The sequence below is a fragment of the Emcibacter sp. SYSU 3D8 genome (assembly GCF_039655875.1).
Lineage (GTDB): Bacteria > Pseudomonadota > Alphaproteobacteria > SMXS01 > SMXS01 > RI-34.
Map to the genome: position 1 here is coordinate 46,867 of NZ_JBBYXK010000006.1, position 22,017 is coordinate 68,883.

Genomic DNA, 22,017 nt, shown 5'->3' on the forward strand with positions numbered 1-22,017 from the left:
GGTGTGTATGTGTCAGTACGTGGCGCTAAACCAATTGGATCTTTCCAAGGAGCCGCAACATTAATGAACAGCTGTTTACGCATCCGAAGCGCCCAAGTTCGGCCGTACCTAGTCATTATGAACCTCCCCGATTCCTCGACAACCACTTTATTTTCTCTTAGCCACTCAAGAGCAGAAATTATTTGAATGGGAGACAGCCGATATTTCAAATGAAAGTCATATGGCACCAAACCATTCCGGTTAGCAAAAAGGCTACGCAAAATTTCTCTGTCGGCAGATGTCAACTCTCTCAACATTCAAATTCTCCTAAATATCACTGGTCGTCTCGATTTATCTATGTACTTTGGCCACCAAAATATTGGAAAGACGTTATCTGGCACATTCCAATCTTGCATACAAAATAATGATTCCGATTGCTGATATCCAAAGCTTTGAAGAGGGGCGCGTTTAATGGTTTTTGCCAAATCCTGCTCAAGACGCTTCATATGAGCAATATTATTTGGAAGCTCTACTCCAGAGTAATTTCCCGAAATACCTTTTTTCAACCAAACCGGACAATAGGTGTCAATTTTTTCATCCAAAAGCCGATCTCTAGCATTTTCCATACCGGCTGCCGCCGTCACATACATTTTAACGTGTGCCATGCCCATGGCTGCCAACCGATTCTCAAGCGATCTATATCTCGAAATCATCGTTTCGCCGGTGCCAATAAAGTCATCAAGAAGAACCATATTGTTCTTACCATTCAGTCTTTTTAGGCCCTCAGGCACGCTATTAACAAATGATCTGCCGGTCCAATTGTCATCGGGATCAAATTTATTCTTTATAATCTGCAAAAACGCCTGAGATCCATCAGCATCTCCGTCATCGCTAATAGCCACAATTATTGAGTCATCAGCGGACAAATTCCACCTCCTCTCAATCACCTTAGCAATAGAGGTTGCCATATCATTCTGCAAGTTACTATCAGCAACATAGAATCTTCGAATTAGATCATTAATTAAATCTCTTTCCCCCTGAGTTTGGCACTTATTCCAAAGCGCCAGCACGCCAGCGCTGGACCTCTTCAGCCAATTACAATCATTGAAGAGGGAATACAATTGCTCAAAGTCGGCAGGATCCATAATTGCCACTGCTCTGGGAAGCTCGTCTTCACTCACGAACTGCTCCTGCAATATTAGAAAGAGAATAGCCTAAGGCACATGGTATATTGATCACAAGGTTAGATTAAAGTGAGTCCTTATCCCAGCTTCTTTTTCAGCAGCTCGTTGACCTGGGCCGGATTCGCCTTGCCCTGGCTCTGCTTCATCACCTGGCCGACGAACCAGCCGATGACCTTCGGATTGGCGCCGCCGTCATACTGGGCGACCTGGCCGGGATTGTCGGCGATGATCTTGTCGACGATGCCTTCGATGAAGCCGGTGTCGGTGATCTGCTTCAGGCCCTTTTCCTCGACGATCACCGCCGGGTCGCCGCCGGTTTCCGCCATGATCTCGAACACGTCCTTGGCGATGCGGCCGGAGATGGTGTTGTCGGCGATCAGGTCGATCAGCTTGCCCAGGTTGGCGGCGGTCACCGGGCTTTCGGTGATCGACACGCCTTTGGCGTTGAGCGCGGCGAACAGGCTGCCGGTGACCCAGTTGGACGCCTGCTTGGCATCGCGGCCCTTGGCCACTTCCTCGAAATAGACGCCGATCTCGGGCTCGGAGACCATCACGCCCGCGTCATAGACCGACAGGCCGAAGTCGCGCATCAGGCGGTTCTTCTTCTCGTCGGGCAGCTCGGGCAGGCCGGCCCTGATCTCCTCGACCCAGTCGGGATCGAGTTCCAGCGGCAGCAGGTCCGGATCGGGGAAGTAGCGGTAGTCGTGCGCCTCTTCCTTCGAGCGCATGGAGCGGGTTACGCCCTGCGCCACGTCGTAGAGACGGGTCTGCTGGACGATGGCGCCGCCGTCCTCGATCACGTCGATCTGGCGGCGCGCCTCGTATTCGATGGCCTGCTGCACGAAACGCACCGAATTGACGTTCTTGATCTCGCAGCGCGTGCCCAGCGGACCGCCCGGCTTGCGCACCGATACGTTGACGTCGGCGCGCATGGAGCCCTGCTCCATGTTGCCGTCGCAGGTGCCGATATAGCGCAGGATGGTGCGCAGCTTCTTCAGATAGGCCCCCGCCTCTTCCGACGATCGCATGTCGGGCTTGGACACGATCTCCATCAGCGCCACGCCCGACCGGTTCAGGTCCACATAGGTCATGCTCGGATGCTGGTCGTGCATGGACTTGCCGGCGTCCTGCTCGAGATGCAGGCGCTCGATGCCGACCTCCTTGGTCTCGCCGTCCTTCAGGTCGAGGGTAATGATCCCCTCGCCCACCACCGGCTGCTTGTACTGGGAAATCTGGTAGCCCTGCGGCAGGTCGGCGTAGAAATAGTTCTTCCGGTCGAAGATCGAATAGAAGTTGATCTGTGCCTCAAGCGCCAGGCCGGTGCGCACCGCCTGCTCGACGCAATAGCCGTTGATCACCGGCAGCATGCCAGGCATGGCGGCGTCCACCAGGCTGACCTGGGTGTTGGGTTCGGCGCCGAATTCGGTGGACGCGCCGGAGAACAGCTTGGAATTGGAGGTGATCTGGGCGTGGACCTCGAGGCCGATGACCACTTCCCACTCGCCGGTCGCGCCGGAAATCAGCTTGGACATCACGCGGCCTCCTTCCACCACGCCTTGGGCCGGGCGCCGAGTCCGGCGGCCTGCTCGATGACGTGTCCCACCTTCAGCACGGTCTCTTCCTCGAACGGACGGCCAAGGACCTGCAGGCCCAACGGCATACCGGCGCTGCACATGCCCGCAGGCACCGACATGCCCGGGATGCCGGCCAGCGAGGCCGGCACGGTGAACACGTCGTTGAGATACATGGAGATCGGATCGGCCGACTTTTCGCCCGGCGAGAAGGCCGAGCACGGCGCCGTCGGCGTCAGGATGGCGTCGACCTGGCCGAACGCCTGCTCGAAATCCTGGGCGATCAGGGTCCGGACCTTCTGCGCCTTCAGGTAATAGGCATCGTAGTAGCCCGCCGACAGCACATAGGTGCCGATCAGGATGCGGCGCTGCACCTCGTGGCCGAAGCCGGCGCCGCGGGTGTTCTCGTACATCTCGCTGAGGCTGTTCCCGGTCTCGCGCAGACCGTAGCGCACGCCGTCATACCGCGCCAGGTTGGAGCTGGCCTCGGCCGGGGCGACCACGTAATAGGTCGCCAGCGCGTATTTGGTGTGGGGCAGCGAGATGTCGACGATCTGGGCGCCGGCGTCCTTCATCCACTGGATGCCGCGATCCCACAGATCGAGAATGTCCTGCGGCGCGCCGTCGAGACGATATTCGCGGGGAATGCCGATCTTCATGCCGCGGATGTCGCCGGTCAGCGCCTTGGCGTAATCCGGCACCGGCAGATTGATGGATGTCGAGTCCTTCGGATCGTGACCAGCCATGGAACGCAGCATGATCGCCGCGTCCTCGACGGTGCGGGCAAGCGGGCCCGCCTGGTCCAGCGACGAGGCGAAGGCGATGATGCCCCAGCGCGAGCAGCGGCCATAGGTCGGCTTGATGCCGGCAAGACCGCAGAAGCTGGCAGGCTGGCGGATCGAGCCGCCGGTATCGGTACCGGTGGCCGCAGCGGCCATGTGCGCCGCGACCGCGGCGGCCGAGCCGCCCGACGAACCGCCCGGCACGCGGGCCTTGCCGTCGCTGGCGCGCCACGGATTCTCGACCGGGCCGTAGAAGCTGGTCTCGTTCGACGAGCCCATGGCGAATTCGTCAAGGCTCACCTTGCCCAGCATCACCGCGCCGTCGCGCCAGAGATTGGCGGTGACCGATGATTCATAGGGCGGCTTGAAGCCGTCGAGGATGTGGCTCGAGGCGGTGGTGAGGATATCCTTGGTGCAGAACAGGTCCTTGATGGCGACCGGAATGCCGCCCAGCGGCCCGGCGTCACCCGCGCGGCGCGCTGTGTCGGCGGCATCGGCCATCTCCAGCGCCTTGTCGGGCGTCTCGGTGGTGAAGGCGTTGAGCGCCCGGCCGTTCTCGACCTCGGCAAGGTAGGCCTGGGTCAGTTCGCGGGAGGTGAATTCGCCCTTGGCGAGGCCGGCGAGCGCGCCGGCAATGGTCAGGTCGGTGAGGCTGGTCATTATTCGATCACTTTCGGCACGGCGAAGAAGCCGTTCTGGGCATCGGGCGCGTTGGCCAGCACGTCGGCCTGCCGGTCGCCATCGGTGACGACATCGTCACGCCGCGGCAACCGCACATGCACCACGCTGGTCAGCGGCGGCACGTTGTCGGTATTGACCTCGGAGAGTTGCTCGACCCAGGACAGCAATTGGTTCAACTCGCCCGCCAGGGGCTCGAGCCTGTCTTCCGGCACCTTGAGGCGCGCCAGATGGGCGATGCGTGCGACCGTTTTCGTATCAACCGACATGGATGTTCCAAATTATGCCGGGGCGGCAGCCGCCCCCTGTTCCGAAGGCGCGGAAATTAGCCCGGATGGGGCGTCGCGGCAAGGTGCGAGGGGTAATGCAATATGTGCATGTTGCGGCCGATCACCGTCGTCGCCGCTTTCGCCCGGATAACAACTAAGGGTATCGTCGCCCCATGCGCGAACCTGCCATCCATGATGTTGAAATCGTTCCTTACGATCCGGCATGGCCGAGTCTGGCCGAACTGGAGTCCGTCCGGCTGGCCGGCGTGCTCGGCGGCACCCTGCTGCGCATCGAGCATGTCGGCTCGACGTCGGTGCCTGGACTGGCCGCCAAGCCGATCATCGACATGATCCCCGTCGTCGCGAATCTCGATGATCTGGACTGGAAGCGACCGAACGTCGAGGCGCTGGGCTATGCATGGTTCGGCGAATACGGCATCGAGGGACGGCGATTCTGCAGTCTCGACAGGAACGGCAAGCGGACCGTTCATCTGCACGTCTTCCAACAGGGATCGCCGCAGATCACCCGGCACCTCGCATTCAGGAACTATCTGCGGGCGAATCCCGCCGCAGCCCGCGACTACGAAACCGAGAAGCACCGTGCCGCGGCGCTCCATCCACACGATTCCTCGGCCTACAACCGGGAAAAGTGGGACTGGGTGGCGCGCATGGAAGCCACGGCGATGGACTGGGCAGGATCGGAGCCGACGGCCAATGCCTGAAATGAGCCTGACCGACCTGAAAGCATCGCTGCCGCGCGGCGGGCGTTTGCTGGGCCTCGACCTGGGCAGCAAGACAATCGGCCTTGCCGTCAGCGATGGCGCGCTGATGGTGGCAAGCCCCATCGAGACCATCCAGCGCACCAAGTTCACCGCCGATGCACAAAAGCTGCTGGCCATCGTCGACGGACGGCAGATCGCGGGACTTGTGCTCGGCCTGCCGGTCAACATGGACGGCACGGAAGGACCGCGTTGCCAGTCGACCCGGCAATTCGCCCGCAACCTGCTGGGCATCCGCGACGTCGCCATTGCCTATTGGGACGAGCGGCTGTCCACCGCCGCCGTGCAGCGCGCCATGATCGAGGCCGACGTAACGCGGGCGAAACGAGCCAAGGTCGTTGACCAGATGGCCGCCGGGTATATCCTTCAGGGCGCGCTGGATTTTCTGCGCCGCAACTGACGCTTGCCGGAGAACCTGCTTGACCCTATACACCCGGCTTCAATGACAAAAACAGACGGCATCAGGCATCTTCTCGGAATCGAGGGGATGAAACCGCAGGAGATCGCTGCGCTCCTCGACCTTGGCGATTCCTATCTGGACCGCTACCGATCCGGCAAGAAGATCAGGAAGGTCCTGAAGAACCGGACCCAGATCAATCTGTTCTTCGAGGAATCCACCCGCACCTCGACCTCGTTCGAACTGGCCGGCAAGCGGCTGGGCGCGGACGTCATCAACATGGTGACCTCGACCTCGTCCATCAAGAAGGGCGAGACGCTGATCGACACCGCCATGACCCTGAACGCCATGCGCCCGAGCGTGCTGGTGATCCGGCACGGATCGTCAGGCGCGGCGGCGCTGCTGGCGCAGAAGGTGAACTGCGCGGTGATCAATGCGGGCGACGGCCGCCACGAGCATCCAACCCAGGCACTGCTGGACGCGGCGACCATCCGCCGGCGCAAAGGCAGGATCGCCGGCCTGACCGTGGCGATCTGCGGCGACATCCTGCACAGCCGGGTGGCGCGCTCGAACATCCACCTGCTGAGCGCCATGGGCGCCCGGGTGCGCGTGGTGGCGCCGCCCACCCTGATGCCCGTCGAAGTCGACAGGCTGGGCGTGGACGTGTTCCACGACATGCGCGGCGGCCTCGAGGGGGCCGACATCGTGATGATGCTGCGGCTCCAGACCGAACGGATGAAGGGCGCCTTCGTGCCCAGTCCGCGGGAATATTTCCACTTCTACGGTCTCGACACCGAAAAGCTGGCCATGGCCAAGCCCGACGCCATGATCATGCATCCCGGCCCCATGAACCGGGGCGTCGAGATCGACACGGCGGTGGCCGACGACATCGACCGCAGCGCCATCCGGGAACAGGTGGAAACCGGCGTCGCCATCCGCATGGCCTGCCTCGACATGCTGTGCCGGGACCTCGAAGCCGAGGAGGACGACTGATGGCCGCCGACCGCCGCATCGTCTATCTGAACGCCAGGCTGATCGATCCGTCGAGCGGCCGCGACGAACGCGGCGCATTGCTGACCGTGGGCGGCAAGATCTGGGAGCTGGGGGCCGAGCTTTTCGCCGACGGCATCACTGACGGCAGCCAGGTGATCGACTGCAAGGGTCTGTGCCTGACGCCAGGCTTCATCGACATGCAGGTGTTTCTCGGCGAGCCGATCGACACCACGGCCAAGGCGGCGGCGGCAGGCGGCATCACCGCCATCGCCACCATGCCCAACATGATTCCGGTGGTCGATCGTCCATCGCTGGTCGACTATGTGGAGCGGCTGGCTCGCGATTCCGGCGTGCGCATCCACCCCATCGCCGCCGCCACCAAGGATCTGGGCGGCGAGGAGATGGCCGAGATCGGCCTGCTGCGGCAGGCCGGCGCATTGGCGTTTACCGACGGGCGCGCGGCGATCGCCGATTCGCAGGTGATGCGCCGCATCCTGACCTATGCCAAGGCCCACGATGCGCTGGTGATCCAGCATGCCGAAGACCCCATGCTTGCTCGCGAGGGCGTGATGAACGAAGGCGAGATCGCGACGCGGCTCGGCCTGCCCGGCATTCCCGCCATCGCCGAAGTGATCATCATCGAGCGCGACCTGCGGCTGGTCGAGCTGACCGGTTGCCGCTATCACGTGGGGCTGGTGACGACAGCGGCCGCGGTCGATGCCGTCCGCAAGGCAAAGGCCACCGGCTTGCCGGTGACCTGCGGCACGGCGCCCCACTATTTCGCGCTCAACGAGCTGGCCGTTGCCGAGTACCGCACCTTTGCCCGCACCTCGCCGCCGCTGCGCACCGAGGAGGATCGCCGCGCCGTGGTCGAGGGCCTGGCCGACGGCACCATCGACGTGATCGTCAGCTCGCACGATCCGCACGATGTGGAAAGCAAGCGCCTGCCGTTCGACCTGGCGGCCTCGGGCGTGATCGGGCTGGAAACGTTGCTGCCGATGATGCTGGAGCTGCATCATGGCGGCCATGCGCCGCTGCAGCGTCTCCTCGCGGCGCTGACCTCGAGGCCCGCCGAGATTCTCGGCATCCCCGGCGGCAAACTGGCCAAGGGCGAACCCGCCGACCTGGTGCTGTTCAATCCGGACACGCCGTGGCGCATCGACCCCGAATTGTTTCACAGCAAGGCGAAGAACAGCCCCTTCGAAGGCCGGCCCGTACAGGGTAGAATAGTGCGCACCATCGTGGGCGGACACACCGTCTACCAGTCGGGGTAAGTGATGGACGGGATACTCGGAGTCATTATCGCGGCGGTGATGGGCTATCTGCTGGGCTCCATTCCGTTCGGCCTGTTGCTGACCAAGGCAGCCGGCATGGGCGATATTCGCGCCATGGGCTCGGGCAACATCGGCGCCACCAACGTGCTGCGCACCGGCAACAAGTGGCTGGCCCTGGCAACCCTGCTGCTGGACGCCGGCAAGGGCGCGGTGGCGGTTCTGGCGGCCCGTGAAATCGCGCCGGACGCCACCCTGATCGCCGCCGCGTCGGCGTTCTTCGGGCACCTCTATCCCATGTGGCTGAATTTCCGGGGTGGCAAGGGTGTGGCGGTTTTCCTGGGCATCGCACTGGCGGTCAATCTGGCTCTGGGCGCCCTCTGCTGCGGCGTCTGGCTGCTGACCGGGCTGCTGTTCCGTTATTCGTCCATGGCGGCGCTTGCCGCCGCGGCCATCGCGCCGGTCTATGCCATGGTGATGGTGCCGCCGCTGGAGACGGCCGTGTTGTTCCTGTTGCTGGCGCTGATGATCTTTCAGCGGCACTCGTCGAACATCCGCCGGCTGCTGCGCGGCGAGGAGCCGCGGATCGGTCAGAAATAACCCATGGCAACCGTCACGCTCACCGATCGTGATCTGCGCGACCGCCTGCGGCTGATCCGCAGCGCCAATGTGGGGTCGTCGGCCTTCCGGCAGCTTCTCGCGCGTTATGGCACCGCGGGCCGGGCGCTCGATGCCTTGCCGGGCCTGGTGCGCAAGGGCGGCTATCAGGGCACGGCGCTCTGCTCGGCCGACGAAGCCGACGACGAGATCGCGGCCATCGAGAAGCTTGGCGCCCAGCTTCTGCAATTCGACGACGACGCCTACCCGCCGTTGCTGGCGGAGATTACCGGCGCACCGCCCATCCTGACCGTGCTGGGCAATGCCGCGCTGCTGAGCGCGCCCGGCATCGGCATGGTTGGCGCACGCAACGCGTCGGCCGCAGGCATCCGGTTTACCAGACAATTATCCGGAGACCTGGGCGCGCAGGGTTTCGTCATAGTCTCGGGCATGGCACGCGGCATCGACACCGCCGCGCACCAGGCCGCGCTGCCGACCGGGACAGTCGCCGTCATGGCCGGCGGCGTCGATGTGGTCTATCCGGCGGAAAATCAGGCGCTATATGAAGCGATTGCCGCGACGGGGGTCATCGTCTGCGAAATGCCACTCGGCACCAGGCCGCAGGCGCGACACTTTCCCCGCCGCAACCGGCTGATTTCCGGCCTTTCGCAGGGTCTCGTCGTGGTGGAGGCGGCGCTGAAGTCCGGCTCCCTGATCACCGCCAATTACGCCATCGAACAGGGCCGCGAAGTATTCGCCGTTCCCGGCTCGCCCCTTGACCCGCGGTGCCGCGGCACCAATAACCTTATCCGCGAGGGTGCTGTGCTGACCGAGGGCGCCGAGGACATTCTTTCGAACCTTCAGTCGTGGCGCCGGCGGCCGGTTTCAGCGACGCAGCCAAGCCTCGGCCTGGAGCAGAATCCTGCCGAGGCCGACGACGCCGCTCGTGGGTCGTTGATGGAGAAACTCGGGCCTACGCCGATGGAGGTGGATGAACTCATCCGGCAAAGCGGTTTGACACCCGAGGTTGTTTTGACCATTTTGCTGGAACTCGAATTAGCCGGTCGCCTTGACCGGCATGCAGGAAACAAGGTTTCTCTGGCCTGACGCCAGACCCCTCTCAGCGATCAACCCGCAGAACGGACGTCATGAACCTGGTTATCGTCGAATCGCCGGCGAAGGCAAAGACCATCAACAAATATCTGGGCAGCAACTTCAAGGTGCTGGCCAGCTTCGGTCACGTGCGCGACCTGCCGTCGAAGGACGGTTCGGTGCGGCCGGCCGAAGACTTTGCCATGGACTGGGAGGTTGATAGCGATTCCAAGAAGCGGATGAAGGACATCGCCGACGCCGCCAAGGGTGTCGAGATGCTCTATCTGGCAACCGATCCGGATCGCGAGGGCGAGGCCATCTCCTGGCATGTGCAGGAGATCCTGAAGAACACCAAGGGTCTTGCCGGTACGCCCGTGAAGCGGGTGGTGTTCAACGAGATCACCAAGTCGGCGGTACTGGAAGCGATCGCCAATCCGCGCGACGTCGACCAGGAACTGGTGGACGCCTATCTGGCGCGCCGGGCGCTCGACTATCTGGTGGGCTTCACGCTGTCGCCCGTGCTGTGGCGCAAGCTGCCGGGCGCACGGTCGGCGGGACGGGTGCAATCGGTTGCGCTGCGGCTGATCTGCGAGCGCGAACTGGACATCGAGGCATTCCGGGCGCGTGAGTACTGGAGCGTCGATGTCGACCTGACAACGCCGTCCGGCGAGCCGTTCACCGCCGCGCTGACCGAACTCGACGGCCGGAAGCTGGACAAGTTCGACCTGGCCGACGAAGCCGCCGCCAAGGCGGCTGTCGCCGCCATCGAGGCGCGCGATTTCTCGGTGGCGACGGTTGAGAGCAAACCGGCCCGCCGCAATCCCGCGCCGCCGTTCACCACCTCGACCTTGCAGCAGGAAGCGTCCCGCAAGCTTGGCTTCTCGGCCTCGCGCACCATGCGCATTGCCCAGAAGCTCTATGAGGGCATGGAAGTCGATGGCGAGACCGTTGGCCTGATCACCTATATGCGAACCGATGGCGTGCAGCTCGCGGGCGAGGCCATCGCCGGCGCCCGCACGCTGATCGCCAGGGATTACGGCGACCGCTACGTGCCGCCGCAGCCCCGCATCTACAAAACCAAGGCGAAGAACGCCCAGGAGGCTCACGAGGCCATCCGCCCCACCGACCTGCACCGGCTGCCGGCGCAGGTGACCCGGCAGCTGAGCGAAGAGCAACTCAAGCTCTACGACCTGATCTGGAAGCGGACCGTGGCGAGCCAGATGGAAAGCGCCCAGTTCGAGCGCACCGTGGCCGACATCAAGGCGCCGGACGGCAATGTCATGCTGCGCGCGCGTGGCTCGGTGCTGACCTTTCCCGGTTTCCTGGCGCTTTACCAGGAAGGCCTCGACGACAGCGAGGATTCCGACGCCGACCGCCGCCTGCCCGCGCTGGCGAGCGGCGACGCGGTTAACCGCCACGCGGTCAAACCGGAACAGCACTTCACCGAACCGCCGCCGCGCTTTACGGAAGCAAGTCTGGTGCGCCGGATGGAAGAGCTGGGCATCGGCCGGCCGTCCACCTACGCCTCGATCCTCGATGTGCTGCGCGACCGGTCCTATGTGAAGATGGACCGCAACCGCTTCGTGCCCGAGGACAAGGGCCGTCTGGTCACCGCGTTCCTCGAGAGTTTCTTCCGCCGTTATGTGGAATACGATTTCACCGCCCAGATGGAAGAGAAGCTCGACGAGATTTCGGCCGGCAAGATCGAGTGGAAGTCGGTGCTGCGCGAGTTCTGGGGCGATTTCAGCAACGCCATCGAGGGCACCGCAGAGTTGCGTGTCACCCAGGTACTGGAAGCGATCAACGAAATTCTGGGCCCGCATATCTTCCCGGCGCCCGAAGGCGGCGGCGACCCGCGGGCCTGCCCATCCTGCAGCGCAGGCCGGCTGAGCCTGAAATTGGGCAAGTTCGGCGCGTTCATCGGCTGCTCGAATTATCCGGAATGCAAGTTCACCCGTCAGCTTGGCACCAATGGCGACGGCGCCAATGGCGATGCCAACAGCACCAAGGTTCTGGGTGAGTCAGACGGCGACGAGATCAGCCTGCGGGGTGGCCGGTTTGGCCAGTATCTGCAGCGGGGCGAGGCCAAGGACGGCGTCAAGCCGTCGCGCGTATCGATCCCGAAGGATCTCCCGGCCGACACCATCGACCTGGAAAAGGCGGTCGCGCTGCTGGCGCTGCCGCGCGAGGTGGGCATGCATCCCGAGACGGGCAAGCCGATCCTGGCAGGTGTCGGGCGCTACGGGCCGTATATCCATCACGAAAAGAAATACGTCAATCTGCCGACCAGTGACGAGGTGTTCACCATCGGCATCAACCGCGCGGTCGACATGCTGGCCGCCGAGCGGCCCGGCCGCCAGGCCAGTTCGAGCGTAATCAAGGCGCTGGGCGATCATCCGGCCGATGGCAAGCCGGTGAATGTCATGAAAGGCCGCTTCGGGCCCTATGTGACCCACAACAAGGTCAACGCGACCTTGCCGCGGGATTCCGACCCGGAAGAATTCACACTGGAGGCCGCCATACCGCTGCTCGAGGCCAAGGCAAGCCAGCCCAAGAAGGGCAAGGCCAGGGCCGCCCCCAAGGCAAAGGCGGCAGCGCCGAAAAAGGCAAAGGCCAAGAAGCCGGCTGCCAAGAAGCCGGCAGCCACGAAGGCCACCAAGCCGGCGGCGAAAGCGAAGTAGGGCCGGTGACGAAGGACAGGACGAAATCGCCGCCCTTCCCGACCAAGGCAGACATTATCCGCTTCGTCGAGGAGAACCCGGGCCTCGTCGGCAAGAACGACATTGCCCGCGCCTTTCACGTTCGCGGCGACAACCGCGCGGTGCTGAAGGACCTGCTGCGCGACATGGCGCTGGAAGGTTTGCTGGAGAAGGGCCATCGCCGCTCGCTCAAGACGGCTTCGGCGCTGCCCAATGTGACCGTGGTCGAAATCACTGGCCAGGATGTGGACGGCGAATTGCTGGCCAGGCCCGTGAAATGGACCGACAAGAACGAGGATCCGCCGCGCATCCTGGTCGCGCCGGGCAAGCAGGTCACCGGCACGCTGGGTCCCGGCGACCGGGTTCTGGTGCGGCTGGAGCGCCTTGACGACGGTTACGAAGCCAAGATCCTCAAGAAGCTGGAAGCGGCAAGCGACCGCACCCTGGGCGTTTACCGGCGCAAGGACGCACGCGTCGTTCCCACCGACAAGCGAGAGCGCCACGAACTGATCGTCGAACAGGAGGACAGCAACGGCGCCCAGGACGGCGAACTGGTGCTGGTCGAGGTCAGAGGATCGAGGAACAACCGGCTGGGCCTGAAACATGCCCGCGTCATCGAGCGGCTGGGCGACCTGAACGCACCGCGCAGCACCAGCCTGATCGCCATCCATGCGCACGGCATTCCGACCGAATTTCCCGCCGACACGATCGACGAGGCGAATGCGGCGAAGCCGGTTGGGCTTGAGGGCCGCACCGACCTGCGCGCCGTACCGCTGGTGACCATCGATCCGGCCGATGCACGCGACCACGACGACGCGGTCTGGGCCGAACCGGACCCGGACCCGAAGAATCCCGGCGGCTGGCACGTCATCGTCGCCATCGCTGACGTGGCTCACTATGTGACGCAGGGCAGCGCGCTCGACCGTGAGGCCTACCGGCGCGGCAATTCCGTGTATTTCCCTGACCGGGTCGTGCCCATGCTGCCGCATGAGCTGTCCTCGGATCTGTGCTCGTTGATGCCGGGCGTCGACCGCGCCTGCCTTGCCGTCTCCATGTGGTTCGACGCCAGCGGCAACAAGCTGGCCCACAAGTTCATGCGCGGCCTGATGCGCTCGGCCGGCAATATGAGCTACGAGCGGGTGCAGGCCGCCTATGACGGCCATCCGGACGACGAGACTGGCCCGCTGCTGGAGCCGGTGATCAAGCCGCTCTATGCCGCCTATTTCGCCCGGGTGAAGGAACGCACCGCGCGCGGTCCCCTCGACCTCGACCTGCCGGAGCGCAAGGTGGAACTGGACGAGGAAGGCAAGGTCAGGCGTATCGCGCTGCGCGAACGGTTCGATGCGCACAGGCTGATCGAGGAATTCATGATCGCGGCCAATGTCGCGGCCGCCGAGGAACTGGAGAAGCACCGCACGCCGTGCATGTACCGGGTCCACGAGCCGCCAGGCGAGGAGAAGCTGTCCTCGCTGCGCGAATTCCTGGAGACGCTGAGTCTCAAGCTGCCCAAGGGCCAGAAGCTGAGTCCGAACCACTTCAACAAGGTCCTGCAGAGGGCGAACGAGACCGCCCAGTCGCATATCGTCAGCACCGTGGTGCTGCGCAGCCAGAGCCAGGCCTATTACGGCCCCGACAATCAGGGTCACTTCGGGCTCGCATTGGCGCGCTACGCCCATTTCACCTCGCCGATCCGGCGCTATGCGGACTTGCTGGTGCACCGCGGGCTGATTCGAGCCCTGCGTCTGGGGCATGACGGCCTGCGCGAGGATGCAGGATCGAGCTTCAACGAAACCGGCGAACACATCTCCAGGACCGAGCGGCGCGCCATGGTCGCCGAACGCGATGCCAACGACCGATACATGGCGCAATTCATGTCGGACAAGGTCGGCAGCCAGTTCAGAGGGCGGATTTCCGGGGTTTCGCGCTTCGGTCTGTTCATCGCGCTTGACGAGACCGGTGCCGAAGGCCTCGCGCCGATCAGCACCTTGGGCTGGGAATTCTTCACCCACGATGAAAAGACGCATGCCCTTGTCGGCCGTGACAGCGGCACCATGTTCCGATTGGGCGACCCCGTTGACGTGCGCCTGGCGGAGGCCGCGCCGATAACGGGTGGCCTTCGTTTCGAAGTCATCTATGATGCCGGTCCACGCCGGTCTCGCGGAAAGCCGCGGAAATCGGGCGGTCCGCCACGGCGCCGACGGTGAGGAACAACATGACGGCCAGCACCGACAACACCACCCTGCAGTTCGGCGGCCACGCCGAGCGGTCCACCGGCGAAAGCCTGAAGCGTGGCTGGCTGGGCAAGTGCCCGCGCTGCGGCAAGGGACACATCTTCAGGGCCTATCTGAAGGTCCGGGACAATTGCGAAATGTGCGGGCTGGAGTTGTCGCACCACCGGGCCGATGATGCGCCCCCCTATTTCACCATCCTGATCGTCGGCCACGTCATCGTGCCGCTGATGATCGTGTATGACCGGATGGCCACGCCGCCGCTCTGGCACCAGATGGTTCTCGCGGTCTTCGGCACCATCGCCGCTTGCCTGCTCCTCCTGCCCCGGATCAAGGGCGCGCTTGTGGCGTTCCAGTGGGCCAAGCAGATGCACGGCTTCGGCGACGAGCACAAGGCCCACGCCGACCTCTGACCCCATGACCGGCCGCTCGCGCACTCGCAGTCTGGCGGCCATCATCGGCATGATCAGCGTGGTCGGTCTGGTGTTCGGTCTCACTGCACCGCTGCTCAACCTGCTGCTCGAGCGTCAGGGCCTGAGCGGCCGGATGATCGGCCTGAATGGCGCCATGACGGCGTTTGGCGCACTGATCTTCACGCCGTTCATTCCGTCGGTCGCGGTCAGGCTTGGCCCCTTCCGCGTGCTGTTCTTCACCCTGAGCGCAACCGCGCTCCTGCTGCTCGCATTCAAACTGCTCGACGACTATCGGTTGTGGTTCGCGCTGCGTTTCCTGATGGGAATCGCCATTGTCGTGCCCTTCCTGATCAGCGAGATCTGGATCAACCAGATCGCCACGCCCGAGAACCGGGGACGCTTGCTGGGCATCTATGCCGCCAGCATATCGGCCGGGTTCGGCGCCGGGCCGCTGCTGATGCAGCTGACCGGCGTGGACGGCTGGACACCCTTCATTGTCGCGGCTCTGCTGGTGCTGGTCGCGATCGGCGCCATCACCATGGCGCGCAGCGACCGGCCCTACCTGGATCCGAAAGGCCACAAGTCGCCGCTGCCCTATATGCGTGCGGCGCCAATCGCCATTCTGGCCGGCCTGATGTATGGCGCCATCGAAACCGGCATTTTCGGCCTGTTGCCGGTTTTCGGCGTGCGCTCGGGCTTTAGCGAGGGCATGGCGGCGGCGCAATTGACGGTGATCGCGGCGGGCAACATCCTGCTGCAATATCCGGTGGGCTGGCTGGCCGACAAGGCGCCCGCACGCCGCGTCCTGATGTTGTGCGCCGTCACCGGCGTACTGGGCGGCCTGCTGCTGCCGGCGGTGAAGGACTCGCTCCTGATGTGGCCGCTGCTGTTCTTCTGGGGCGGCACCATCACCGGCATGTACACCGTGGCGCTGACCATGCTCGGTCGCAAATATACCGGCCTGGCGCTGGCCTCGGCCAATGCGGCGTTGATCCTGGCCTACAATGCGGGCGCCATGGGCGGTCCCCCCCTGCTGGGGCAGGCCATGGATCTGGTCGACCCTGACGGTCTGGTCTACGGGCTGGCCGGCTTCTTCCTGATCTTCGTGATCGCCAACCTGGTCGTGCCCAGGGAACGGGCCGCGACCGCTGCGTGAGCTAGCGGCCCATGCTCACCGGAGCGCTGTAGCTTAACTCGCCATCGGGATAGGTCGCGGTCATCCGCGCGGCGGTGCCGTCGATCACCACGTCGTCCCTCGACAGGTTCATTCGGCGAAGCGTCAGGTCCCCGAAATTGAGTCTCACAAACGGTATGGCATCGGCGAAATTCTGCCGCAGCCAGGCCGTCGCGACCTGGCCGACCCGCTCGGCCACACCGTGCGCCTGCTGCAGATTTCGCGCCGACGCGGCCAGCGCAATACGGCGCCCGGCACGAAGCGCCGCCCAGTCGCCCTTGACGAACCGGGCGGGCACCGTCACCTCGTTCGGCAGATCGCGGGCCCAGATACGCAGCAGCGGTTGACCGTTCACCGCCTTGCCCACAACAAATCCACGCGGTTCCTGACCTGGCGCGAAGCTGTCGTCGCGGGACTGCGGTGCGCTGCCGATACGCTGGCTTGCCAGCATGCCGCTACCATTCGCCGACAGGGTGTAGTGCAGCCGGGTACGGCTTACGGCATAACTCAACCGGGCAGGATCGCCAGCGTATTCTTCGGTGACGCCGCTGATGCCAATATGAACGTCGATACCGGCCGTGTCCGACTGGGCCAGCGCGGGCGCCGGCGTCAGGGCCAGACCGGCGACGGCCAGAACGCGCAGCAGCGCGGATGTCCGGGGGCGCCTCAGGGCGCGGCTTTCAGTTCGGCGCTGTAAGTGGCCGTCGCCGAGGGATAACTGATGGTGAAGCCCATCTTGTTCCCCTGGATGATGACCTGGTCGCCGTCGGTGCGCATCGTGCGCAACTCCAGCATCTCAAGGCCGGGTTTTGGAAGACTCGTCAGTTGATTGCTGACCTCCTTGGTGATCGGCGCCCTGATCTGGTCGAGAATACTCCGCAAGACCTGCATGTCCTCGACCGGGGCGATGATGGTAATGGTGCGGCCTTCGGTGAGCATGTTCCAGTCGCTGCGGATGAACTTGCCCTTCACCAGGACGTCGCCCTTCTTGCCCGACATGCGAATGCGCAACGTGGGCTGGTCGCCCGCGCCTTTCTCGATGATGATGCCGCGAGGCTCCTTGCCCGGTGTGATCGGCTGATCGACATCCTGACGGTCGACGCTGAATTTCTGTGAGCCGAGCGCGCCGCGGCCGGTGCCCGACATCTGGTAGCCAAAGCTGATGTCGCGCACCATGAATGCCAGCGACGTCTTCGACGACCAATACGACTCGACGACATCATCCATGCGCAACTGAACGTCGACACCGCCGTATTGCGCGGTTTGCGCCACCGACGGCGCCGCCATAAGGCAGGCAAACGCGGCGCCTATCATGCGTAGGGTGCTTGTCCGCTTCATTCCGGCTCCCGGTCGTTATTGATCATTCATCATAGTTTAGGTGCTTCGATCCGCCCCTGCCACGATCACCTAGCGGATTTCGGAATAATCACCGCCGCCCAGGGAACTCGATATCGCGCTGGCCGGCTCGGTGACTGGCGAGTCCGTGGCAAACCGGCATTCCCGGCGGAAGCATGGGCTGGGCGGCCACCCCTTCACCAGCACGATCTGGCATAGCCGGCAGCGGACCTTCATCTCCTTTGAACGGGCCCAGCTCTTATATGCGGACTGCTTCAATGGACCCTCCATAATCGAACAAAACAGGAACAATCTCATGCTAGGCGAGTCCCAGGCTCGCGGTCAACAATTATTCTGGTAGGTACAGCTGGTTTTGATTGATGTCCCACAAATAATATTGTATTCAGGCCATTATGAGCGAACTTGCGGAACGTGTGGCCAAGGCCCGGGAAGCGCGAGGCTGGAGCCAGGCGGAACTGGCGCGGCGAGTCAGCGCGCGCCGGCGCGCCCGCGGCAAGGGTGCAGTCAGGCAGCAGTCGGTCAACCAGCTGGAACAGGGTGGAGTCGACGCGCCGCGTTACCTGCTGGAATTGGCCGAGGCGCTCGAGGTGGACGTGGCCTGGCTGTCAGGCCATGGCGGCCGCGCGTCTCCCCCCCGCACGAAAGTGCCGGCCGGCATCGTGCGCGTGCCGCTGGTGAGTTGGGTGGAAGCCGGCGGCCTCGCCGACGCTGTGGAACCCTACGGTCCCGGCGACGCTGCGGAATGGCTGCCGGTGGTCCACAACCACGACAATCTCATCGCGCTCCGGGTAAAGGGTCAGAGCATGGACCGGCTGGCGCCGGAAGGCACCGTGGTGATCGTCGACCTGGACGACAGGGCCCTGGTGGACGGCAGGCATTACGTGTTCCGCCACGAGGGCCGCGCAACCTTCAAGACCTGGCGGAAAGGCCCGCCTGAACGGCTGGAGCCGCAGAGTACCGATCCCGAATACCGTCCCATTGTGCCGCTGGACGGAGTCGAGGTGGTTGGCCGGGTGATCCGCAAGACCGAAGAAATCTAGCCCTCACCGCTCCGCATCCGCTAACCTGTCAGCTGACTTAAGCCATTTTGGGGAGACAATCATGGCCGATCATCTGTTGGTGGCGATCAGCAACGCCCAGCCCGGACGCGACGACGAATACAGCACCTGGTACGAGACCATCCACATGCCGGAAGTGCTCGCCCTGCCCGGCTTCGTTTCGGCCCAGCGCTTTGCGCCGGCGCCGCTGTCGGATGATGCGCCGAACCGCTACATGGCGGTTTACGAAATCGAAGGCGACGCGGACACCGCCATGGGCGGCTTGATGAGCGCGGTGCGCGGCGGCAAGCTGAACATGACCGACTCCATCGATTCAAAGACCGTGACCATGGTCGTCTACAAGGCAACCACGCCGAAGATTACCGGCCGGTAAGAAAAGCATACATAAATGTGGACGGGGCGGGAGCGCCCTGCCTAAGCTTGGCCTCACGCTTATCGGGGAGACAAGCGGGATGCCTTGGTACTACGGATGGAACGTGGTCGGCGTTGGAATGTCATTCCAGGCCATCACGTTCGGGCTAACGCTTTACGTCTATGGATTTTGGGTCAAGCCGCTGGCCGACGAGTTTGGCGCCAGCCGCTTCGATATCATGCTCGGTCTCATGCTGCTGAACGTGGTCATGGGACTGGCCGCGCCCTTCGCTGGCCGGGCGATGGACATCAAGCCGATCCGGCTGCTGATCATCGGCGGCGCACTCGCCATGGCTGCCGGATTCGTGATCGCCGGCTTAGCCCCTGCCCTCTGGGTATTCGTCGGCGCCTATGCGCTGCTGGTCTCCATGGGTGTCCTGCTGGCCGGGCCGCTGGCGTCGTCGACGCTGTCCGCCAAGTGGTTTCGCGCCCGCCGCGGATTGGCGATCGGCTGGTCTTCGGTCGGCACGTCGATCGGGGGACTGGCCATGCCGGCCGTCGTCACCTGGCTGATCCTGAACGAAGGCTGGCGGAATGCTCACTTCGCCATGGCGCTGATCGTGCTGGTGGGAATCGTGCCTGTGGTATGGCTGATCGTTGCCAACACGCCTGAGGACAAGGGCATCGAGCCCGAGCCCGAATCCACCAAGCCTCACCTGATCGCCCAGGCGGCAAAAGCCAGGCCATGGACCACCGGGCAAATCCTGAGCGAACGCAGCTTCTGGGCCGCCGCCATCGCCTTCGGCTTTCTCACCATGGTGTTTGGCGGCGTACAGGCGCATCTGGTGCCCTATGTGCAGGACAGAGGACTTGCGGGCGAAAATCCGGCGATCCTGATGTCGGTCATGGCGTTCGCGGGCATCATCGGCAAGATCCTTTTCGGCGCCGCCACCGACCGCCTGAGTCACCGGCTGCTGTTTTACTCGGCGTCGGTCGTTCTGGCCGCGGCACTGATCTTGCTGCGTCTGCTGCCAAGCTTCGATGTGCTGATCGTGGCAAGCGCGCTTCTCGGGCTGGCGACGGGCGGCTTCCTGCCGTTGATCGGCGCCGTCGTGGCCGGACAATTCGGCCCCATCGCCTTTGGACGTGTGATGGGCCTGCTTGGCCCATTCACCATGCCCGTCGCAGTGCTTGGTCCGCCGCTGGCTGGCTACATCTTCGATCTTACCGGCAGCTATGTTCAGGCGTTCGAACTCTTCCTGGGGATGATCGTGATCGCGGGCGTGGCGGTAATCTTCCTTCGGGACACGGACATGAACGAAAAGCCGTTGGTCACGCCGGCCGAATAGGCAGGCGAAGCGGGAGTAAGCCATGCGCTGGTATTACGGGTGGAATGTCATCGCCATTGCGATTGCGTTCCAGGCCATCCTGTTCGGCTTCACCATTTCCTCATATACGCTGTGGGTGAACGTCTGGGCCGAAAGCTTCCGGGCGCCGCTTACCGATTTCATGATCGGCATCACGATTTTCATCATGATCCAGGGCGGCCTCGCTCCGTTCGCGGGCAAGGCGATGGACAAGTTCTCGATCCGCCTGCTGGTCACCATCGGCGTGATCGGTTCCGCCGCAGGCATTGCGCTGATCTCCCTGGTGACGGCGCCCTGGCAGATCGTGGCGCTCTACAGCACGCTGATCGCCTTCGGCACCCTGCTCGCTGGCCCCCTGGCGGCTCAGACGCTCGCGGCGAAGTGGTTTCGCGGCAGGCGCGGCTTCGCGATCGGCATTTCGACGGTCGGCACATCCCTGGGCGCCACCCTGATGCCGCCCGTGGTGACCAAGCTGTTTCTCGAATATGGCTGGCGCGACACGCACCTGATCCTGGCGGCCGCCGCGCTGCTGCTTGTCGGGCCGCCGGTCTGGTGGATCATCAGGAACGGTCCCGAGGAAATGGGCATCGAGCCGGATCCCGAATCGCATATCAGCGTGGCTCGCGCGGCGACGGCCGCGTTTCCGGAATGGACAACCGCGACGATTCTGCGCGAGCCGACCTTCTGGATCATGGTTATTTCACTGGTGCCCATGGCGACCGCCCTTACCGGCGTGATGCACAATCTTGCACCGCTGGCGAAGGACTCGGGCATCGACCCGCTGCGCGCGTCTTATCTGGTATCGGCAGCTGGCGGCTGCGCGGCCCTGGGCAAGATATTCTTCGGCCTTGTCACGGACCGTGTCGACCTGCGCCGGCTCTACTGGGGCGCGAATTTGACGCTGTTCGTCGCCATCTGGGTATTCGCTCTCCAGCCGGCCTATCCAATCCTGCTGGTGGCCAGCGTGCTGCTTGGATTCGCCGGCGGCGGCTTCCTGCCGCTACTGGCCGCGATCATCAGCACCCGGTTCGGGCCTGGGTCGTTCGGAAGGGTCATGGGCCTCGTCGGGCCGTTCACGGTGCTGACCGCGTTCGCACCCTCGGCGGCCAGCCACATCCGCGATCTCAGCGGCACGTTCGAGACAGCCCTGATCGCGCTGTTGGCCATATTGGTGCCAGCAGCGCTGGTCATGGTCATGCTGAAACCGCTGGCCGCAATCGTCCCGCCAAAACTCGCGCCCGGCGAGTAGTTGCGGCAATCCTGTGGCAATATTGCGGCAAATCCTACGGAAGCGGCTAGGTTGCTCCGGCCGCGCCCTATCGACCAGAGTGGACCTTGGCTGATGCGCAGAAGAGGCTAGACCCGTCAGGGCCAACCCCTTCACCTAAGTGCCTTTTTTCGGCATGACGCGTATCGAGGGGCGCACCGCAAGGTGCGCCCCTTTTTACGTCAGTCTGTCGAAACCGTTAGTGCGTGGCGTCGTGAGCCGCTTCACCAGCCTTCTCGGCGGCTTCGTCGGCCTTTTCGGCGGCCTCTTCGGCCGCGCCAGCCGCGCTGTCGGCCGCACCCTCGGCGGCGTCCATAGCGTCCTCGCCCGCCTCTTCGGCTGCTTCACCGGCCTGCTCGGCAGCATCCTTGCTGGCGTCGTATGCGTCTTCGGCGGCATTATCCATCTGCTCGCCGGCCTTCTCCATCGGACCTTCGTTGGTATCGCAGCCGGCTACCGCCATGCCCCCCAGAAGTGCCGCAGCGGCAATCCATGTCGTGATCTTCATGTCG

Annotated in this window: 21 protein-coding genes; 14 read left to right on the forward strand and 7 right to left on the reverse strand. The window is 63.7% G+C overall.

Annotation, left to right across the window (positions count from 1 at the left end; translation table 11 throughout):
* Window positions 1-296: 296 nt before the first annotated feature.
* The 4 genes from WJU21_RS17610 to gatC all read right to left on the reverse strand — a co-directional run bounded on the left by WJU21_RS17610 (window position 297) and on the right by gatC (window position 4,463).
* Complete coding sequence (locus WJU21_RS17610) at window positions 297-1,160, reverse strand: hypothetical protein (RefSeq protein WP_346324774.1); 864 nt, start codon at window positions 1,158-1,160, stop codon at window positions 297-299.
* Between the two features lie 80 nt (window positions 1,161-1,240).
* Window positions 1,241-2,695, reverse strand: a complete 1,455-nt coding sequence (gene gatB / locus WJU21_RS17615; RefSeq protein ID WP_346324775.1) for an Asp-tRNA(Asn)/Glu-tRNA(Gln) amidotransferase subunit GatB — start codon at window positions 2,693-2,695, stop codon at window positions 1,241-1,243.
* A complete protein-coding gene (gene gatA / locus WJU21_RS17620) occupies window positions 2,695-4,176 on the reverse strand; it encodes an Asp-tRNA(Asn)/Glu-tRNA(Gln) amidotransferase subunit GatA (RefSeq protein WP_346324776.1) in 1,482 nt (493 codons plus the stop codon). Before gatA ends, gatB begins: the two co-directional genes overlap by 1 nt.
* Window positions 4,176-4,463 carry an Asp-tRNA(Asn)/Glu-tRNA(Gln) amidotransferase subunit GatC gene (gatC, locus tag WJU21_RS17625; protein WP_346324777.1) on the reverse strand — a complete coding sequence of 96 codons (288 nt, stop codon included), beginning with the start codon at window positions 4,461-4,463 and terminating at the stop codon, window positions 4,176-4,178. Before gatC ends, gatA begins: the two co-directional genes overlap by 1 nt.
* A gap of 173 nt (window positions 4,464-4,636) precedes the next feature.
* Between gatC and WJU21_RS17630 the strand changes: the two genes are divergently transcribed.
* From WJU21_RS17630 to WJU21_RS17675, 10 genes are read left to right on the forward strand one after another with little or no spacing between them, the layout of a single operon-like run.
* Complete coding sequence (locus WJU21_RS17630; RefSeq protein ID WP_346324778.1) at window positions 4,637-5,185, forward strand: GrpB family protein; 549 nt, start codon at window positions 4,637-4,639, stop codon at window positions 5,183-5,185.
* The gene (gene ruvX / locus WJU21_RS17635) at window positions 5,178-5,642 is read left to right on the forward strand and encodes a Holliday junction resolvase RuvX (protein WP_346324779.1); all 465 of its coding nucleotides are present in this window, start codon (window positions 5,178-5,180) and stop codon (window positions 5,640-5,642) included. The genes WJU21_RS17630 and ruvX overlap by 8 nt, the downstream gene beginning before the upstream one ends.
* Before the next feature lie 42 nt (window positions 5,643-5,684).
* Window positions 5,685-6,632, forward strand: a complete 948-nt coding sequence (locus WJU21_RS17640) for an aspartate carbamoyltransferase catalytic subunit (RefSeq protein ID WP_346324780.1) — start codon at window positions 5,685-5,687, stop codon at window positions 6,630-6,632.
* Window positions 6,632-7,906, forward strand: a complete 1,275-nt coding sequence (gene pyrC / locus WJU21_RS17645) for a dihydroorotase (protein ID WP_346324781.1) — start codon at window positions 6,632-6,634, stop codon at window positions 7,904-7,906. Before WJU21_RS17640 ends, pyrC begins: the two co-directional genes overlap by 1 nt.
* A 3-nt stretch (window positions 7,907-7,909) precedes the next feature.
* The gene (gene plsY, locus WJU21_RS17650; RefSeq protein ID WP_346324782.1) at window positions 7,910-8,503 is read left to right on the forward strand and encodes a glycerol-3-phosphate 1-O-acyltransferase PlsY; all 594 of its coding nucleotides are present in this window, start codon (window positions 7,910-7,912) and stop codon (window positions 8,501-8,503) included.
* A gap of 3 nt (window positions 8,504-8,506) precedes the next feature.
* Entirely contained in the window at window positions 8,507-9,607 is a 1,101-nt protein-coding gene (dprA, locus tag WJU21_RS17655; protein ID WP_346324783.1) for a DNA-processing protein DprA, read from the forward strand.
* A 41-nt stretch (window positions 9,608-9,648) separates the two neighbouring features.
* A complete protein-coding gene (gene topA / locus WJU21_RS17660) occupies window positions 9,649-12,273 on the forward strand; it encodes a type I DNA topoisomerase (protein WP_346324784.1) in 2,625 nt (874 codons plus the stop codon).
* 5 nt (window positions 12,274-12,278) lie between these two features.
* Window positions 12,279-14,495: a ribonuclease R gene (gene rnr, locus WJU21_RS17665; RefSeq protein WP_346324785.1), complete on the forward strand. Its 2,217-nt coding sequence runs from the start codon at window positions 12,279-12,281 to the stop codon at window positions 14,493-14,495.
* Window positions 14,496-14,503: 8 nt separating this feature from the next.
* On the forward strand, window positions 14,504-14,932 hold the full coding sequence (locus tag WJU21_RS17670; RefSeq protein WP_346324786.1) for a DUF983 domain-containing protein: 429 nt from the start codon (window positions 14,504-14,506) through the stop codon (window positions 14,930-14,932).
* A gap of 4 nt (window positions 14,933-14,936) precedes the next feature.
* Complete coding sequence (locus WJU21_RS17675; protein ID WP_346324787.1) at window positions 14,937-16,088, forward strand: MFS transporter; 1,152 nt, start codon at window positions 14,937-14,939, stop codon at window positions 16,086-16,088.
* A gap of 1 nt (window position 16,089) precedes the next feature.
* Here WJU21_RS17675 and WJU21_RS17680 read toward each other — a convergent pair whose 3' ends face one another.
* On the reverse strand, window positions 16,090-16,617 hold the full coding sequence (locus WJU21_RS17680; RefSeq protein ID WP_346324788.1) for a hypothetical protein: 528 nt from the start codon (window positions 16,615-16,617) through the stop codon (window positions 16,090-16,092).
* A gap of 155 nt (window positions 16,618-16,772) precedes the next feature.
* Entirely contained in the window at window positions 16,773-17,444 is a 672-nt protein-coding gene (locus WJU21_RS17685; protein ID WP_346324789.1) for a hypothetical protein, read from the reverse strand.
* 410 nt (window positions 17,445-17,854) lie between these two features.
* Between WJU21_RS17685 and WJU21_RS17690 the strand changes: the two genes are divergently transcribed.
* From WJU21_RS17690 to WJU21_RS17705, 4 genes are all read left to right on the forward strand, one after another.
* On the forward strand, window positions 17,855-18,502 hold the full coding sequence (locus WJU21_RS17690; RefSeq protein WP_346324790.1) for an XRE family transcriptional regulator: 648 nt from the start codon (window positions 17,855-17,857) through the stop codon (window positions 18,500-18,502).
* Window positions 18,503-18,563: 61 nt separating this feature from the next.
* The gene (locus WJU21_RS17695; RefSeq protein ID WP_346324791.1) at window positions 18,564-18,893 is read left to right on the forward strand and encodes a hypothetical protein; all 330 of its coding nucleotides are present in this window, start codon (window positions 18,564-18,566) and stop codon (window positions 18,891-18,893) included.
* 79 nt (window positions 18,894-18,972) lie between these two features.
* Window positions 18,973-20,220 (forward strand): MFS transporter, encoded by a 1,248-nt coding sequence (locus WJU21_RS17700; protein WP_346324792.1) that lies wholly within the window; start codon window positions 18,973-18,975, stop codon window positions 20,218-20,220.
* 22 nt (window positions 20,221-20,242) lie between these two features.
* Complete coding sequence (locus tag WJU21_RS17705; RefSeq protein WP_346324793.1) at window positions 20,243-21,487, forward strand: MFS transporter; 1,245 nt, start codon at window positions 20,243-20,245, stop codon at window positions 21,485-21,487.
* Window positions 21,488-21,704: 217 nt separating this feature from the next.
* On the opposite strand, the gene WJU21_RS17710 is transcribed toward WJU21_RS17705, so the two are convergent.
* Complete coding sequence (locus WJU21_RS17710) at window positions 21,705-22,013, reverse strand: hypothetical protein (protein WP_346324794.1); 309 nt, start codon at window positions 22,011-22,013, stop codon at window positions 21,705-21,707.
* Window positions 22,014-22,017 lie beyond the last annotated feature (4 nt).